16 protein-coding genes are annotated in these 16,103 nt (G+C 69.8%); 11 read left to right on the forward strand and 5 right to left on the reverse strand.

Annotated features, from left to right (window positions below; all coding sequences use genetic code 11):
- Positions 1–188: 188 nt before the first annotated feature.
- The 4 genes from A949_RS32120 (at position 189) to A949_RS36030 (ending at position 3,229) form a co-directional block, all read left to right on the forward strand.
- Entirely contained in the window at positions 189–1,181 is a 993-nt protein-coding gene (locus tag A949_RS32120) for a cytochrome c oxidase assembly protein (protein ID WP_019354289.1), read from the forward strand.
- A 71-nt stretch (positions 1,182–1,252) separates the two neighbouring features.
- Positions 1,253–1,837: a methyltransferase family protein gene (locus A949_RS35325; RefSeq protein ID WP_019354290.1), complete on the forward strand. Its 585-nt coding sequence runs from the start codon at positions 1,253–1,255 to the stop codon at positions 1,835–1,837.
- Positions 1,838–2,060: 223 nt separating this feature from the next.
- On the forward strand, positions 2,061–2,591 hold the full coding sequence (locus A949_RS0101775; RefSeq protein WP_019354291.1) for a GNAT family N-acetyltransferase: 531 nt from the start codon (positions 2,061–2,063) through the stop codon (positions 2,589–2,591).
- A gap of 122 nt (positions 2,592–2,713) precedes the next feature.
- Positions 2,714–3,229 carry a MerR family transcriptional regulator gene (locus tag A949_RS36030; RefSeq protein WP_237735707.1) on the forward strand — a complete coding sequence of 172 codons (516 nt, stop codon included), beginning with the start codon at positions 2,714–2,716 and terminating at the stop codon, positions 3,227–3,229.
- Positions 3,230–3,359: 130 nt separating this feature from the next.
- Here A949_RS36030 and A949_RS0101785 read toward each other — a convergent pair whose 3' ends face one another.
- The 3 genes from A949_RS0101785 to A949_RS0101795 are packed head-to-tail and all read right to left on the reverse strand — an operon-like array spanning position 3,360 to position 4,913.
- Positions 3,360–3,935, reverse strand: coding sequence for a hypothetical protein (locus A949_RS0101785; protein WP_026004252.1), 576 nt, complete (start codon positions 3,933–3,935; stop codon positions 3,360–3,362).
- A gap of 60 nt (positions 3,936–3,995) precedes the next feature.
- Entirely contained in the window at positions 3,996–4,490 is a 495-nt protein-coding gene (locus tag A949_RS0101790) for a cupin domain-containing protein (RefSeq protein WP_019354294.1), read from the reverse strand.
- Positions 4,491–4,541: 51 nt separating this feature from the next.
- Entirely contained in the window at positions 4,542–4,913 is a 372-nt protein-coding gene (locus A949_RS0101795; protein WP_019354295.1) for a DUF4267 domain-containing protein, read from the reverse strand.
- A 141-nt stretch (positions 4,914–5,054) separates the two neighbouring features.
- Here A949_RS0101795 and A949_RS0101800 point away from each other — a divergent pair, with 141 nt between their 5' ends.
- Entirely contained in the window at positions 5,055–5,945 is an 891-nt protein-coding gene (locus A949_RS0101800; RefSeq protein WP_019354296.1) for a LysR family transcriptional regulator, read from the forward strand.
- A gap of 118 nt (positions 5,946–6,063) precedes the next feature.
- On the opposite strand, the gene A949_RS0101805 is transcribed toward A949_RS0101800, so the two are convergent.
- Positions 6,064–6,504 carry a hypothetical protein gene (locus A949_RS0101805; RefSeq protein ID WP_019354297.1) on the reverse strand — a complete coding sequence of 147 codons (441 nt, stop codon included), beginning with the start codon at positions 6,502–6,504 and terminating at the stop codon, positions 6,064–6,066.
- Positions 6,505–6,679: 175 nt separating this feature from the next.
- Between A949_RS0101805 and cpt the strand changes: the two genes are divergently transcribed.
- The 5 genes from cpt to A949_RS0101840 all read left to right on the forward strand — a co-directional run bounded on the left by cpt (position 6,680) and on the right by A949_RS0101840 (position 14,140).
- Positions 6,680–7,204, forward strand: a complete 525-nt coding sequence (gene cpt, locus A949_RS0101810) for a chloramphenicol phosphotransferase CPT (protein ID WP_019354298.1) — start codon at positions 6,680–6,682, stop codon at positions 7,202–7,204.
- A 294-nt stretch (positions 7,205–7,498) separates the two neighbouring features.
- The gene (locus A949_RS0101815) at positions 7,499–7,951 is read left to right on the forward strand and encodes a hypothetical protein (protein ID WP_019354299.1); all 453 of its coding nucleotides are present in this window, start codon (positions 7,499–7,501) and stop codon (positions 7,949–7,951) included.
- Positions 7,952–7,965: 14 nt separating this feature from the next.
- Complete coding sequence (locus tag A949_RS37905) at positions 7,966–10,194, forward strand: hypothetical protein (protein ID WP_158687525.1); 2,229 nt, start codon at positions 7,966–7,968, stop codon at positions 10,192–10,194.
- A gap of 237 nt (positions 10,195–10,431) precedes the next feature.
- Positions 10,432–11,271, forward strand: a complete 840-nt coding sequence (locus A949_RS37910) for a hypothetical protein (protein WP_158687526.1) — start codon at positions 10,432–10,434, stop codon at positions 11,269–11,271.
- Positions 11,272–11,722: 451 nt separating this feature from the next.
- Positions 11,723–14,140: a HelD family protein gene (locus A949_RS0101840; RefSeq protein WP_019354304.1), complete on the forward strand. Its 2,418-nt coding sequence runs from the start codon at positions 11,723–11,725 to the stop codon at positions 14,138–14,140.
- Between the two features lie 362 nt (positions 14,141–14,502).
- On the opposite strand, the gene A949_RS0101845 is transcribed toward A949_RS0101840, so the two are convergent.
- Positions 14,503–14,709 carry a cold-shock protein gene (locus tag A949_RS0101845; RefSeq protein ID WP_019354305.1) on the reverse strand — a complete coding sequence of 69 codons (207 nt, stop codon included), beginning with the start codon at positions 14,707–14,709 and terminating at the stop codon, positions 14,503–14,505.
- 306 nt (positions 14,710–15,015) lie between these two features.
- Here A949_RS0101845 and A949_RS0101850 point away from each other — a divergent pair.
- Positions 15,016–16,103: NAD-dependent malic enzyme (locus A949_RS0101850; protein ID WP_037705786.1), on the forward strand; the 1,088-nt coding region annotated here is incomplete at its 3' end.

A 16,103-nucleotide genomic window follows, 5' to 3' on the forward strand; every position in this document is an offset into this window, starting at 1 on the left:
CCGCCATGAGCGGTCACCGTTCCGGCCCGGACTCGGGCAGCGCACCCGGCGGCCGCCCGGTCCGCCGTCCGGAAGGAACCCACCGACCCGTGCACCACCGCGGGCCCCGCACCCATTGAGCACGTGAGCACGCACCGTGCCCTCCCCGCCCGGAGCGGCACTCCGCCGAAGAGAGGAAGCCCTCCACCATGACCGTCGCGGGCGCCTACCAGGGACCGCCGGAGCTGACCTGGCACCGCATGCTCACCGACTGGCATGCCGACCCCGCCCTGCTGACCGCCCTCGCACTGCTCACGGCCGCCTACCTGGTCGCCGTACGCCTCACCCGCCGCCGCGGCCGCCGGTGGCCCTGGAGCCGCAGCGCCGCCCTCGCCGCGGCCCTCGCCAGTCTGCTGCTGGTCACCGAGTCCTTCATCGGCACCTACGCCGACATCCTCTTCTGGGTCCGGGCCGTCCAGCTGACCGCCCTGTTCATGGTGGTCCCTCTGTTCCTCGCCCTGGTACGCCCCCTGACCCTGGTCGGCGCGCTCCTCCACCCGGCCGGTGCCGCACGGGCCCGCCGGGCCCTGCACAGCCGCCCCGCCCGCGTACTGGCCCACCCCGCCACCGGCGCCGTGCTGTTCATGGGTCTTCCCTGGGCGGTCTTCTTCACCGGCTGGCTGCCCGCCATGCTCCGCAGCCCCGCGGCGGACATCGCCTCAGGAGCCCTGCTGATCGCCGTCGGTTTCCTCTACTACTGGAGCCGCCTGCAACACGACCCCGTCCCCACCGCCTACTCACCCGTGGTCTCCCTCTTCCTCGCCTTCGCCGAGATCCTCCTCAACGCCGTCCTGGGCCTCTGCCTCATCTACGCCATGGGCGTCGGCATCGCCGCCGACCACTACGCGGCCCTCGACCGCCCCTGGGGCCGCCCGCTGAGCGAGGACATCCAGGTCGGCGGCGGTGCCTACTGGATCCTCGGACACGCCGTCGGCGTCCCCTTCCTGGCCCTGGTCTTCCGCCAGGCCCGCCGGTACGACCGCAGAACCGCCGCCGCGATCGACACCCGCCTGGCGGCACAGGTCCCCGAGGGAGCCTCCCCCGACCACATGCGGCCCTGGTGGGAGACCGACCCCGCAGTCGCCCACCTCGGCCTCAACACACCCTCCACCGGCGCCGCAGCGGGCACCGGACACCAGTGATCCCCGCATTTCACGCCACACCCCGCGTCGGCGGCGGCCGGGCCGCGCGGCCGACAGAGACGGAGAGCACAGTGACCTCCAGGACGAACATCCAGGCACTCACGACGGGGGCCGCGCTGGCCGGACTGACCGCGGCCGTACTGCGGCGCATGGAGCAGCAGTACTCCCACCGGGACACCCTCGCACCGGGCACGGTCGCCGCGATGTACGGGCTCTACGGCAGCCACGCGGCCGCCCTGGGCTGGGCCTGCCGCCGCCGCGTATGGCCGCTGCCGCTGCCTCCACGCCCTGCCCGCGCCCTCGGCGGCGCCATGGCCGCGACCGGCGTGGCAGCGGCACTGGCGGGCGTACGCACCTTCAGTTCCACCGCGCAGCTCTCGGGGACCGCACCGGAAGCACTGCACACCACCGGTGTCTACCGCTACAGCCGCAACCCGCAGTACCTCGGCCTCCAACTCGCCGCAGCGGGCGCCGCCCTCGCGTCCCGCTCGGGTTTCGCCGCCCTGCTGACCGCACAGACCTGGTCGGCCTACCGCCGCTGGATCCCCAGCGAGGAGGCGCACCTCCTCCGCGTCTTCGGCGCCCCCTACCGGCGGTACATCCGACGAACCGGACGCTTCCTTCCCGGAATGGGCCGCCGTGCCCCCTCCTCGTGACCGCGGCACCGCACCTGGCGCCCCGGGAGGGCCTGCCCCGCCGGCCTTCCCGGCATCGCCCTCCGCCTGCCGGGCGGGCGGACGGCGAGGGCCCGCCGTCGGACGGGGCCGCGGGCGGCGAGCAGGACCCCCGTCGCGGTGTCGATGCGCGCCGCTCCCGGGGCCCGAGTCCGCCGGCGGAAACCCGGGTGTCCTCAGCCCTGCGGCTGGATAGAGTCGCGCTGTGCCCGAACTGCAGCTGCTGCGTGCCGACCACGCCCCGGCGGTCCTGGCCTTCGAGTCGGCGAACCGCGCCTACTTCGCCGCCTTCGTCGCCGACCGCGGCGACGCGTTCTTCGACCGGTTCGCCGACCGGTTCGGCGCCCTGCTGGCCGAGCAGGAGGCCGGGGTCTGCGCCTTCCACGTCCTCGTCGCCGAGGACGGCTCCGTGCTGGGCCGGTTCAACCTGTACGACCTCGAGGACGGTGCCGCCGAACTCGGCTACCGGGTCGCACAGCATGTCGCCGGACGCGGCGTGGCGACCGCGACCGTCCAGGAGCTGTGCCGGCTGGCCGCGACACGATACGGGCTGCGCACTCTGCGGGCCGGCACCTCCGGTGCGAACGTCGCCTCCCGGCGGGTGCTGGCCAAGGCCGGATTCGTCGCGGTCGATCCCGCCGATCCCGCCGGCCTCCGCGGTGAGCCGGGCACCTGGTTCCGGCGCGACCTGGACAGTGCGGACCCGGGAGCAGCGGGCCCGCCCGGCCGGTATTGACCTTCACGTCGGTTGAAGCCCGACGACGGCCGCATGCCGAAAGACGAGCTGATGCCGATCGGGGCCTTCGCCCCCGCACCGGACTGACCGCGAGCGCCTTGCGCTTCTGCGCCGACTCCGGGTTGCTCCGCCCTGCCCAGGTCGATCCGGTCTCCGGCCACCGCTACTACGGCGCGTACCAGGTGACGCGGGCAGCGGTCCTGCGCCGGCTCCGCGAGATCGGCATGCCGCTCACCGCTGTCGAGGCGGCCCTGGACGCGGAGCCGGATGACGCGGCCCGGCTGATCGACGAGCACGTCGCGAAGGTCTGCGAGGACCCGGCATCGGCCCTGGCCTGGGACATCCGAGCCCTGGACGCCGCCGACGCCGGCACCGAACAGCGCGTCCAGCAGCACCACGACGGTCTGCACCTCGCCGGCTGCTATCCGTCCCTGCACCTCAACCTCGCCGACGACTACCGCCGTCTCGGCTCCTTCGACGCGGCCACCGAGCACATCGCCGCGGCCGGGGAACATCTCCCCGCGCTCTCCCCGGACGCGTACGGGTCCGTCCTGCGCACCGCCCTCGACGAGGTGGCCGAGGCCATCCGCCGGCGCGACACCGCCAGGCGGGCCTCCGCCCCGGGGCCCGCCGCCTGACGCAGCACGGGCAACCGCCCGTCACGGCCGAGGGGTTCCGTGCCCGGGTGCGCGCTGCGGCACGAGACCGACGGCGCACGTCGCAGGCGGACGACGTGCGCCGCGGTGCAGCAGCCCGGCCTGCCGGGCGTCAGGAGACGAAGTCGGTCAGCGTGCATCCGTCCACGAGTGCCTTCTCCTTCCGGTAGCCGCTCGGGATCGGAGTGTCCGGGTCGCAGTGGAGATCGAGGAGTCCGGAGTCCTTGAGGTCGTTCCGGGTCGCACTCGTCCCGCTGGCCACGGCGAAGTCCTCGCCCAGGAGATAGCCGCCGCCGTGCTCCTTCGCCCGGGCCTGGAAGCTCTTCATGTCCGTGATGGTCATGAGCCGGACCGAGTTGCGCTTCAGGTTGAAGCACACGGCACGCTCCTCGATGCCCCACGCGGTACCGGCCTCCTCCGGGTTCGGGAGAACGGCGTCCTCGTAGTCCTCGTCCTGCATGTGCAGGTCCGTGCACGTGGTGTACCGGCTGACGAAGGCCTCCACGTCCGCCATGGTGGCGGCGCTCGGACGGCCCTCCGTGCCGCCGTCCATGAGCCGTCCCCCGCTGCCCGCGGACAGCCCGTCCCCGTCGGCGGAGGAGCGGCCTTCCTGGTCGCTGCCGCAGCCACTGGCCACCGTCAGCGCCACGGCCGCCGCGCAGGCGGCCAGGGTGTGTCGCACTCGCACCACGTCTCCTCGCCTCATCGTGTCTCTCCTGCCGTCACGTCGATGCCCTGGTCCGGACGGTCAGCCGCGCGCGGCGTCCCAGACCTCGCTCTGCCGGAAGTACGTGTCGTACAGCTCCTGGACGTCCAGCAGGCTCTCCGGCGGGACCTTGCCGTAGGCGACGCGCTCGAGGTGGCGGAAGTACTCGAAGCGCTCCACCCCCGGGGTGATCACGATGAGGATGTCCGCACTCTCCCCGGGAGCCGCGGCGAAGGCGTGCGGCACGTTCGGCGGGACCACGACGAGGTCGCCCCGGCCCGCCGTGACGATCTGATCGCCGGAGAGGAGCTGTGCCGTGCCGTCCAGCAGGTAGAAGAGTTCGGCGGAGTTGGTGTGGTGGTGGGGAGCGGCGCCGTTCGCGCCGTCGGCGAGGGTGACCCGTTGGGTGGACAGCGCGCCGCCGGTGGCGCTGCTGTCCGCCAGCAGCCGGATGGTGGTCGGGGCCCGTCCGATGACCTCGGCGTCGGCCTCGCGTACGACGTGGGACCGGTCGAAGTCCGGTGGGATGAGTGACATCTGCTCGCTTCCTGGGCGCTGTGAGGGTGCGGCGGCCTTGCCGCACCAGGGTCAGACCGCGAAGAGCAGCGCGGCGGAGACCAGGACGACCGCGGCCGTGGCCGCGTGGATGCCGAAGGCCGCGGCTTTCGTGCCGCCGTTGCGCAGGACGATCACCGTGTCCCCCAGCGGGGTCAGCGAGATCGCCAGCATGAACCAGGCCGCGGCTGCGGCGTCCGAGAACGCCAGCAGTGCGAGCCCGAGAAGACCCGAGACGAGGTCGCGCAGCCCCTTGACGGTCAGATAAGCGGAGTCGCCGTCCGGCTTCGCCGGGACGCCGTACCCGGCAGCCGCGGCCCGCGGCTGGAAGAAGAACCGCAGACCGATGAAGACGACGAAGAGATCGAGCACCACGGCCAAGCCGTACGCGAGCGGTATGAGCACGTCGATCTCCCTGGAGTGCGGTGAGTGGTGTCCCGTCGAGAAGGACGTGGCTCAGGATGCAGCGCGGAAACCGGGTGAACAATCGTCGGTTCCACATGGTCTGATAACCCGGGAGTTATCGGTGGCGGCGGGGGAACGCGGGTGGAGTTGCGGGACATCGAGATCTTTCTGACCCTGGCGGAGGAGCTGCACTTCGGCCGGACCGCGGACCGCCTCCACGTGTCGCAGGCCCGGGTGAGCCAGTCGATCGCCAAACAGGAGCGGCGGATCGGCGCCCGGCTCTTCGCCCGCAGCAGCCGCCGGGTCGAACTGACGCCCATCGGAGCTCAGCTGCGCGAGGACCTCGGCGCGGGCTACCAGCGGATAGTCGAGGGAACCCGTGCGGCCACCGCCGCCGCCCGCGGCGCCGCGAGCACGCTCACGCTCGGGCTGCACGGCCCCCAGGCGCACGACCAGGCGCGCCTCATCGACCTGTTCCGCACCCGGCACCCCGAAGTCGAACTCCGCATCCGGGAGATGAGCTTCACGGACCCCTTCGGCCCGCTCCGCAGCGGCTCCGTCGAGGTGGCGACCGCCTGGCTGCCCGTCCGCGAGCCGGACCTCACCGTCGGGCCGCCGGTCGTCACCGAACCCCTGCTGCTCATGGTCGCCACCGACCATCCTCTGGCCTCCCGCGCCGCGGTCGGTATGGAGGACCTGGCCGACTGGACCCTGCCGCACCCGGCCGTACCCGTCCCCGAGTACTGGCTGCGGATGCTCGTGCCCACCCACACGCCCGGCGGCCGCCCCATCCGGCGCGGCCCGAAGGTCTCCACCTTCCAGGAGGTCGCCGCCGTGGTCGCGGCGGGCGAGGCGATCAGCCTGGTGCACGGTGACGCCGCCCGCTACTACCGGTGGCCCGGCCTGCGGTATCTCCACCCCTACGACGCCCCGACGGCGAGCTGGGTCCTGATCTGGCCCACGGCCCGGGAGTCGGCTCCCGTCCGCGAACTCGCCCGTGCGGCACGGGACATGGGACCTCGCGAGGGCTGAGCCGGCATCGGCGGCCGGACGCTCCGCGACGCTCTCGAAGCACTGCGGTACGGGCCCCTTGCACCCGCGGCCCGTACCGTCGGCCCCTCCCCGGACACGGTCGCGGTCCGGATCCGCCTCACCCGCCGTCGGCCGCGCAGTCGGGACCCGCGAAGACGAGCTGGGTGAGGGCGGCGGGGCTGTAGGGGGCCGTCACGGTGAGCCGGTAGAGGCCGGGCCGGGGCACCCGCAGGTCCACGCGGAGCAGCTCGTCGCCGTCCGCGTACGGGCTGCCGTCCCGGCTCCAGCCGTCGCCGTCCAGCGCGGCCAGGGTGCACTCGACGCCCGACGGGTCGTCCGTGCCGGTGATCTCGACCTGCCACTCCGCGCCCGGTGGGACGTAGTCCGGCACCTGGAGTCCCAGCGCGCCGTCCGCCCGGTCGGGACCCAGCTGATCCTCCTCCAGCAGAAAGTCGACGACCGCCTGCCGGGCCGCCTTTCCGCTGGCCAGCGTGCCGTGCTGGAGCGCGAGAGGCACGGAGGCGGCTTCGCCGTACGGCGCGGGGAACGCGCGGGCCATACGGACCGGGGAACGGCGGGGAACACGCTCACGGGAGACAGCCGCGTTCGAGGCATGGCCGGCCCACCGCAGCGCCACCGGACCCGTCCCCGGCCGACCGCTCCCGGCCCCCGGCGCGGAAAGCCGTTGCACCCACCCGGAGGACGCCCTTTACCGTGGCGCGGTGACAACCCACGTGATCGTGCTCAACGGCGGCTCCAGCTCCGGCAAGTCGGAGCTCACCGGAAGTCTGCAGGCCACCCTGCCGGAGCCCTGGCTCGGCCTCGGGGTCGACGATCTGATCGAGGCCATGCCCGCATCGCTGCGCACCGGGGACGCCGGCCTCGCACTCGCGGAGGACGGCGGAGTGAGCGTCGGGCCGCGGTTCCGGGAGCTGGAGGCCGCGTGGATGGCAGGCGTCGCGGCGATGGCCCGCGCGGGAGCCCACGTCGTCATCGACGAGGTCTTCCTCGGCGGCGCCGCCTCGCAGCAGCGGTGGCGGCAGGCTCTTCGCGGTCTGGAGGTGCTGTGGGTCGGCGTCCGCTGCGAGAGCGCGGTCGCCGCGGCACGGGAACGGGCCCGCGGCGACCGCGTCCGCGGAATGGCCGCCGCCCAGGCAGACCTGGTGCACCGGGGCGTGCACTACGACCTCCAGGTCGACACCACCCACACCCCCTCGGCGGAGTGCGCCCGCACCATCGCGGCCCACGTACACCGCTGACCGCTCGGCGGACTGCCCTTCCGGGCCCGCAGCGCGAGCGGTCGAGCGGCGCCGTCCGGAAGCAGGGACCGGCCGCCGCAGGAGCAGGGCAACATGCGGCTATCCGGACATCCTTCACTCTCCGCATGCACTGGTAGCGTTCGGTAACATTGACTGTTAGCTTTGGGGAACGTTTACCGGACGGCCGCACGACGATCCGGCCCCTCCGCACAACAGACCCTGAGCAAGGAGGGTGCCCCGCCGTGCCGGACAGGCAGCAGGCCGTCCGCATGCACAAGGAGGGGGAGCGGGGCCATGGGGGGCAACGCAGCGTCGGACGAGAATCCCAGCCCGGGAATGAAACCGGGTGGTCACCTGCCGCAGGATACCGATCTCGTCCATTCCGAGTCGAAGAAGAAGGCCGCAGCCCGCTATCTCGCGGAGACCCTGGGGCCGGAGACGCACAAGGCGGGCTCGAAAGCCGACGGGGACACCGAGACTCTCACCGGCAATCCGGAGAGCCCGACCGGGCGCGGAAAGCTCCACGGCTGGGAGGTGTGGACCGGAATCCGCCATCGGCTCACGACCTGGCGCAAGCACCACAAACACCTCACCCGGAGCCTCTCCCACGAGCGCGAGGCACTGATGGACGCCAACACGATCCTCACCGGCATGGACATCGCCACCCGTGACGCCTTCGGCTCCGCGACGCCCCGGCTCCAGCCAGGGCTCGACCAACGGCCCGGAAGCAGTCTCGACAACCTCTGAGGGGGCGGAGCGACATGGCGATCTCGTACGACGACATCGTGAACGCGGACTTCAGCGACCTGGAGACCGCCGCCAAGTCCTGGGAAGGGATGGGCAAGAGGTTCGGAACCCTGGGCGGCCACTACAGGGCCCACGTCCGTGCCGCGGTGGACGCGGACAGTTGGCAGGGCGAGGGCGCGAAGATGTTCGGCAAATGGGGCGGGAAGACAGCGGAGGAGTACGACCAGGCCGAGCAAGAAGCCCGAGGAGTGGGCGCCCTCTTCCGGCTCGCCCACGCGACCTTCGAGTCTCACAAGAAGGCCGTGGAGAAGGCCAGGGACGACGCCCAAGCCGCGGGCATGGACGTGAATTCACACGGCCACTGCACGATGAACCTCGACAAGGTCGAGGCCAAGAAGGGCAAGAAGGTCGCCGATCAGTACCGTGGCGACAAGCAGGCTCAAACGGTCGTGGAAGAAAAATGGGATGGGGCGATAAAGAAGGCTGTCCGTGAGGCCCAGGAAGCGGACGCAGCCATGAAGAAAAGATTCATGGCAGACCCGAAAGAACCCGAGAAAGGATTGCCTGGCGGGTTTAACGGCGCCATCGGCGAGGAGGCGGTGAAGCGCACTGCGAAGCGAGTCGCCAACACCTACAACAGCCTCAAGAACGGTGAAGTTCCACCGCCCCGGGAGCTACAGGAAGCAAGCATCCTCGCCCGCGGCCTCGACGAGGACCCCGAGTTCAGTCGGACGCTCATCAACTCTGTCGGAGGCCCGGAAGGACTCGTCAAGGTGCATAACCGTCTCGACGATCTGGCGTACGTTTCCGATCCGGAGCACAAGAAATCCTATCTTTCCCTGGATAGAGGCCTTGCGGCGAACCTTGCTTCCGCAACCAAGAATCCTGAGTCATCCTTCTACAAAGACTTTAAGGATAAGATGGAAAAGGTCGGCTTGAAAAAATACGACCTGAAGTTGGTGACCAAGAATCCCGATGATGCTCCGGGGCCCGGACCTGTACGCGGATACCAGAGCCTTGTCTCTTTGATGCAGCGCGGCGACGACAACTATGGTAAGCAGTTTCTGACTGATACTGCTGATGCCATCCGTAAAGCAGAGGATGAGGGGCAGGATGGTGATCCGGACGTTTGGGACCTCAAGGGAAACTTCGACGGGAAGAAGTATGCCCATTTCGCCAACGATCCCTACGACGGAGTTCTTGAGGTGATGTCGAGGCAGCCCGAGGTTTCGACTGAATATCTTGACCCCGGAAAGGTGATGGATAAGGGAGATAATCTCTACTATCTACTGAACGACCGGGACTGGAAAAACGTCGAAATGGGTCCGGTGGGGCCCGACGGTCACGACCCCGACGGGGAGACCAGCCACTCTCGGCGGGGTCTTGCCCACGCTCTGGAAGCCGGTGCCACCGGCGAGCTGCCGCAGGATGTCAAGGAACCGGCTCGACTTCACCCCTTGCATACGGGAGCCGAGGCCAGAGTGATGAACGGAGTGATTCACTCGCTGGCTCCTGATCAGGGCGCAGGAGGTATTCACCATAATCTTCAGGAGCCGGTAGCGAATGCTTTGGCTGATTATGCTTCCGATACCCATGAAACTCTTTACAGGTCGGACAATATCCGAAATGAAACCGGCGTGAAAGAGTCCGGAGAGTATGCCGAATTGTCTGCGGATCCGGAGAAGCTCATTCAGACTATGCGGGGGGTTTCGGAGTCACCTGATGCATTCTCGAAGATTTATGACGCCGAGCGCGCTCAAATCAATCGGGGGATAGATGGGATACCTGATGACCTAGGCCCCAAAAGCGATAAAGTCGTTGATGAAATGCGGCGAGCCGGGGCCGGGATGGGTGCGATGGAAGCAATCAAGGAGGATATTCTTGGAGATAAGGCAAGTGATGAGCTGGAGAAAGCCCAGTGGAAGGCGAAAATCAGATACCATGTAATCGGTGGATTCTTGACGCCTATAGGCGGTGGTCTAGGAGATCCGCTGCAGCGATTTGTTGATACCTGGACTTGGGAGGAAGCGAATGAGGAAAGTGCAGAAATAAAAAAAGAGCTCAATGCGAAGAAGACCGAGCAATGGTTGTCCTCGGATTTTCAAGTTCGGAATATGGTGAGCGGCTGGGCCACCTCTGCCGGCTTGAAGGACGATGATCCAGCTGTCACGAATCTGACGGCGCGAGATGCAATGTCGCAGCGGGATCATACGCGTGATGAAGCGGCGCAGTATCTCAAGTAGGAGGCTCCCATTCTGAAGAGGAAATCCATTGCGGCTTCCTTCGTTGTTCTCTGTTGTGTAGTCTTCGGAGCCACTGTGGCCGTCAAAGAGTATAGAGGTGCGCATTTCAGCCCCCTGTGTGACGGGGTTGTCCGTGAGGAAGCGGTGCGTGCAGCCCTCGGAGATGGTGAAATCAGGAGAACAGGCAAAGATGAGCATGGGTCACCGGAATCGGGTTTGCTAGCAGAGTGCAAAGCGATGAAGAGTGACAAATCGAAGTATGTCACCTTCTCTGCTGGTTCCACTTCTTTCGGTTCCAAAGTTGTGGATCGCGTTTTGAATCATGATCTTTTTGAGGGTAATGTTTCCACCCCGTTGGGTTCGAAATGGCCTGGAGTGTTGACAATCGAGAGTCCAGGTATTGCCTACGCAACTGTGGTGCTTCGGTGCTCTTCTCCGCGCTATGACAACTTGCTTATCAACATCAAATCCATGCTGGTCCACAAGGATGCCCGGTTCTCCGACCCGGCAGAGCGACTCAAACTTGCCCGAGCGGCAGCGGCCATGAGCAAGGAAGCGAACAAGCGGTGGAAGTGCGGTGCCCAGTTGGGTGAGAAGATCCGTCGAGCGCCGGCTGACGCCATCAGAAGCCGTCCCAAGCCGTTGTCCGATGCGACGGGTACCTGTCGCAGCTTGCGGAAGCTGGCCCCGGCAGCGAAGAAGTGGGGCATCACGCAGGCCATCGGCGCGGAATCGGTCGGCGAAGCGCCAACTCAGGACTGCCTCCTCGCCGATGCCAAGGGAAGGAATGTGTATCGCTTGTCGGCGTTGACGGGCCCATTCGCGCGAGGCTACAGAGACGGGGGGAACCTGGGCCAGGTCCCAGGAAAGGCCGGACGTGAAAAGCGAGGGGGCTGGGCCTGGGCCAGTGCGAAGTGCCCTGACGGGCAGTCTCCGGCGCTTTTCACCGCTGCCAGCACGGGGCTCGGCGAAGACGACCGCCTGGAGGTGAGCGCGGATTTCGAGCGGGAACTGCTCAAGGCGTTCGGGTCGGACATGGCTGCGTTGCACGGGTGTGAGAAGCCCACTCTTCCGTGAGGCCCTTCCGTGAGGCGGCCTCTCCAGCGCGGCCCCGCGTGCGCCGTATGCCGGGTGGCTGAGGCAGGTCTTGTCCTCGGTCCCGCCACAATCGCTCGACCGGCCGTGGAGTCGGCGGGAGAACGAGGTCGGCAACGTCGGCAGGGTTCTGGTGCCACCGGCGCCGCACCTCGTGCGCGTCCTCGCCCCGATGTGCGGAGGTGCGAGAGGCGCGAGCCGTGGCAGGTCGAGCGGTGGGGTGTGGGGGAGGCCGGGGTCTGCCGGAGCGCTGCCGGCGGGTCCGCCGCGGGCCGCGACGCACTCCGCGGGTGGCCGCGGTCGTCGGCCCGGGACCGGGCGGCCCCGGTTGCCGCAGGGCGACCCGGGTGCTGCGACCGGGCGCCGCGCTCCGCGATGCGGAATCGCGTACGGTGGACGGCTGCCCTAAGGAGAGCAGAAGGGGGCCGCCGCGGTGAACGCGCAGCACAGAGCGGAGCCGGAGACCGTACGTGACCGCGAGGTCGACGCGGAGCAACAGCATCTCGACCGGGTGTACCGGAGGCTGGCGGAGAAGATCCACGAGGCCGAGTTCCTGATGGACGACGCCGCCAAGCGCGCCCAGGTGGGCACCCCGGGTGCCCTGGCCGAGCGGGATGCGCAGGTCTTCCGTGCGGGGATCCATCTCAACCGGCTCAACAGCGAGTTCGAGGACTTCCTCTTCGGCCGGATCGATCTGCTGGAGGGCCGGACCGGGGAGCGGGGCCCGGACGGCGCCTACACCTCCGTGGAGCCCGCGGACGGGGCCGTGCGCGCGGTGGACGGCGAGCAGCGGGCCGACATCGCGGAGACCCTGCACATCGGGCGGCTCGGGGTGCTGGACGCCGACTACTCGCCGCTGGTCATCGACTGGCGGGCGCCTGCGGCTGGACCCTTCTACCGGTCCACCCCCGTGGCTCCCGGCCGGGTCGTGCGCCGCCGGGTCATCCGCAGCAAGGGCCGGCGGGTGCTCGGCGTCGAGGACGATCTGCTGCGCCCCGAGCTCACCGCCCGGCTGGACGGCGCTCCGCTGGCCGTGATCGGCGACGGGGCGCTGATGGCCGCGCTGGGGCAGGCCCGCAGCCATGCGATGCGGGACATCGTCTCCTCCATCCAGGCCGAGCAGGACGAGGTCATCCGGGCGCCCGCGGCGTCGGTCACCGAGGTGGCGGGCGGCCCCGGCACCGGCAAGACGGCCGTGGCCCTGCACCGCGCCGCCTATCTGCTGTACCGGGACCGGCGCCGCTACGCGGGCGGCATCCTGATCGTGTCCCCGACCCCGCTGCTGGTCTCGTACACGGAGGGCGTGCTGCCCTCGCTCGGCGAGGAGGGCCAGGTCGCGATCCGGGCGCTGGGGTCGCTGGCCGAGGAGACGGCGGGCGCGGCGGCGACGACGTACGACGAGCAGCGCGTCGCCCGCGTCAAGGGGTCGGCGCGGATGGTGAAGGTGCTGCGCAAGGCGGCCCGCGGGGCGCTGGAGCTGGGGTTGCGTGCGCCGGTGCCGGAACGGCTGCGGGTCGTCGCCTTCGGCGGCCGTCTGGAACTGGACGCGGCGGAACTGGCCGCTGTGCGCCAGCAGGTTCTCGGCGGCACCGCGCCGGTGAACCTCATGCGGCCTCGCGCGCGGAAGCTGCTGCTGGACGCACTGTGGGAGAAGTCCGGGGCGCAGCGCCGGCACGAGGACCCCGAGCTGGCCGCCGAGGCCCGGCAGGGCTTCGACGAGGACATCGCCTCCGAGGACGTCTTCACCGACTTCCTCGACGCCTGGTGGCCGGAGCTGGCTCCCCGTGAGGTGCTCGGGGCCATGGCCGACGAGGCGCGGCTGGGGCGCTGGGCGCGGCGCGTGCTGCGGCCCGCGGAGACGCGGACGCTGGCGCGCTCCCTCGCCGCGCGCCTCACTTCGCAGGGCGAGGGGCCGCTGTCGGTGCACGACATCGCGCTGCTGGACGAGCTGCGCACGCTGCTGGGCGCCCCCGCGCGCCCGAAGAAGCGCGAGGTGGACCCGGTGGAGCAGCTCACCGGGCTGGAGGAGCTGACCACCGCGGCCGACCGGGACGGGAGCCGGCGGCGGGATCGCGGGGGCGACCGGCTGCCGTCGGAGCGCACCGAGTACGCGCACGTCATCGTGGACGAGGCGCAGGACCTCACTCCCATGCAGTGGCGGATGGTGGGCCGCCGCGGTCGGCACGCCACGTGGACGGTCGTCGGCGACCCGGCCCAGTCCTCCTGGACCGACCCGGACGAGGCGGCCGCGGCGCGGGACGAGGTGCTCGGCAAGCGGCCCCGGCGCCGCTTCGAACTGACCGTCAACTACCGCAACCCTGCCGAGCTGGCCGTTCTCGCCGACCGGGTGCTGGCGCTGGCCATGCCCGGGACGGCGCCGCCGCGCGCCGTGCGCTCCACCGGTGTGGCCCCCGAGTTCGCCGTCGCGGGCGGTGCCGGGGATGTCGCGGGGCAGGTCGCAGGCGGTTCCGCGGGCGACGGCGGGGGTGGCGTCCGGGGTGAGGGGCCGGGCGATGGCCTGGGCGCGGTGGTGCGGGCGAGTGCCGCACGGCTGCTGGCGGAGGTCGAGGGCACCGTCGGGGTCGTGGTCGCGATGCGGCGCCGGGAGGAGGCGCGCGAGTGGCTCGCGGGACTGGGGGAGCGGGTTGTCGCGCTCGGGAGTCTCGAGGCCAAGGGGCTGGAGTACGACGCCGCGCTCGTCGTCTCACCGGCGGAGATCGCGGACGAGTCGCCCGCCGGATTGCGGGTGCTGTACGTGGCGCTCACCAGGGCGACGCAGCGGCTGCTGGTGCTGAGCGCGGAGGCGGATCTCCCCGACGCGGCGGGGGTTCCCGACCTGCTGCGGGACTGATCCGTGCGGGTCGGCGCGACGTGCGGAAGGGCTCCGGAATCGGTACGTGCAAGGGGAATCGCCGCGGCGGGTCGTTTGTTAGCCTGGGTGTGGCACCGGCCCGATCCATGCCCCCGGGCCCAACCATAGGCGCTCAGAGCGCCCACTTGCCGCGAGGCGAGCTGGCGGGTCGGTGTCACTGAAGCTGGAACGAGGAGGGCTCCCGTCGTCAGGACGGGAGCCCTCCTCGCCGTGCGGACGCCCTCGGCGGCGCGGTCCGCGGGTGCTGGGCCGCCGCCGGCCGGGACGCGGCCGGCATCGGCGACGGCCGACAGCCCTCTCGGCAGTCGGCAGCGGCCGACGGCGTGGTCGACCCGCCGTGGTCAGCCGACCACGCGGACGCCGTCGGCCTGCGGGCCCTTGCGGCCCTGGGTGATCTCGAACTCGACGCGCTGCGCGTCCTCCAGGCTGCGGTACCCCTCACTGTCGATCGAGCTGTAGTGCACGAAGACGTCCGGTCCGCCGCCTTCCTGTGCGATGAAGCCGTAGCCCTTCTCGGCGTTGAACCACTTGACCGTGCCCTGAGCCATGTTTCCGGGTCTCCTGTGATGCAGAGGCAGTGTGCGGGCCGATCCTAAGTCGGTTTCGTTCTGTTTCAGAGGAATTGGGGCCGTTTTTCTTCCGGTTCTCTTCCGGGGAGCCGCGGGGCCCGCCTCCGGCCAGACGGGTGACAATCTCTCGAATAGTGGAATACGCTTTCCGAAACAAGGGATGCGTTACCACGTACCGGGGGGTAGGTGGGACGATCTGTTGACGTGGCGCGCCACAGGCCGTAAGAAATACGGCTCCCGCGCGCACGCGCACAACGTGACAAGGGAAAGCAGAGGAAGTCGGCAATGGCGCCAAGCGTCTCCTACTCGATGACGGTCCGCCTGGAGGTCCCCGCAGGCGGGACGGCGGTCAGTCAGCTCACCACGGTCGTGGAGTCCTCCGGAGGCTCGGTCACCGGCCTCGACGTGACGGCCTCGGGCCACGAGCGGCTGCGGATCGACGTGACGATCGCGGCCAGTTCCACCGCGCACGCCGACGAGATCGTGGCCGAGCTGCGCACCATCGAGGGTGTCGCCATCGGCAAGGTCTCGGACCGCACCTTCCTGATGCACCTCGGCGGCAAGATCGAGATGTCCGCCAAACACCCCATTCGCAACCGCGACGATCTGTCGATGATCTACACCCCGGGTGTGGCCCGGGTCTGCACGCAGATCGCCGAGCACCCCGAGGACGCGCGGCGTCTGACGATCAAGCGCAACAGCGTCGCCGTCGTCACCGACGGCTCCGCCGTGCTGGGCCTGGGCAACATCGGCCCGCAGGCGGCGCTTCCGGTGATGGAGGGCAAGGCGGCGCTCTTCAAGCGGTTCGCCGGGATCGACGCCTGGCCGATCTGCCTGGACACCCAGGACACCGACACGATCGTGGAGGTCGTCAAGGCCCTGGCGCCCGGCTTCGCCGGGATCAACCTGGAGGACATCTCCGCGCCGCGCTGCTTCGAGATCGAGGCGCGGCTGCGGGAGGCCGTCGACATCCCCGTCTTCCACGACGACCAGCACGGAACCGCCATCGTGGTGCTCTCCGCGCTCTACAACGCGCTGCGCGTGGTGGGCAAGCGGATCGAGGACGTCCGCGTCGTGATGTCCGGGGCGGGCGCCGCCGGTACGGCGATCCTGAAGCTGCTGCTGGAGGCGGGCGTCAAGCACGCCGTCGTCGCGGACATCCACGGTGTCGTCCACGCGGGCCGCGAGGACCTCGCGGACGCCGAGGAGGGCTCGCCGATGCGGTGGGTCGCCGACAACACCAACCCCGAGGGGCACACCGGCACCCTCAAGGAGGTCGTGGTCGGCGCGGACGTCTTCATCGGCGTCTCCGCGCCCAACGTCCTGGACGGCGGCGACATCGCCAGGATGGCCGACGGCGCCATCGTGTTCGC

Source organism: Streptomyces sp. AA1529, from assembly GCF_000280905.1.
Lineage (GTDB): Bacteria > Actinomycetota > Actinomycetes > Streptomycetales > Streptomycetaceae > Streptomyces.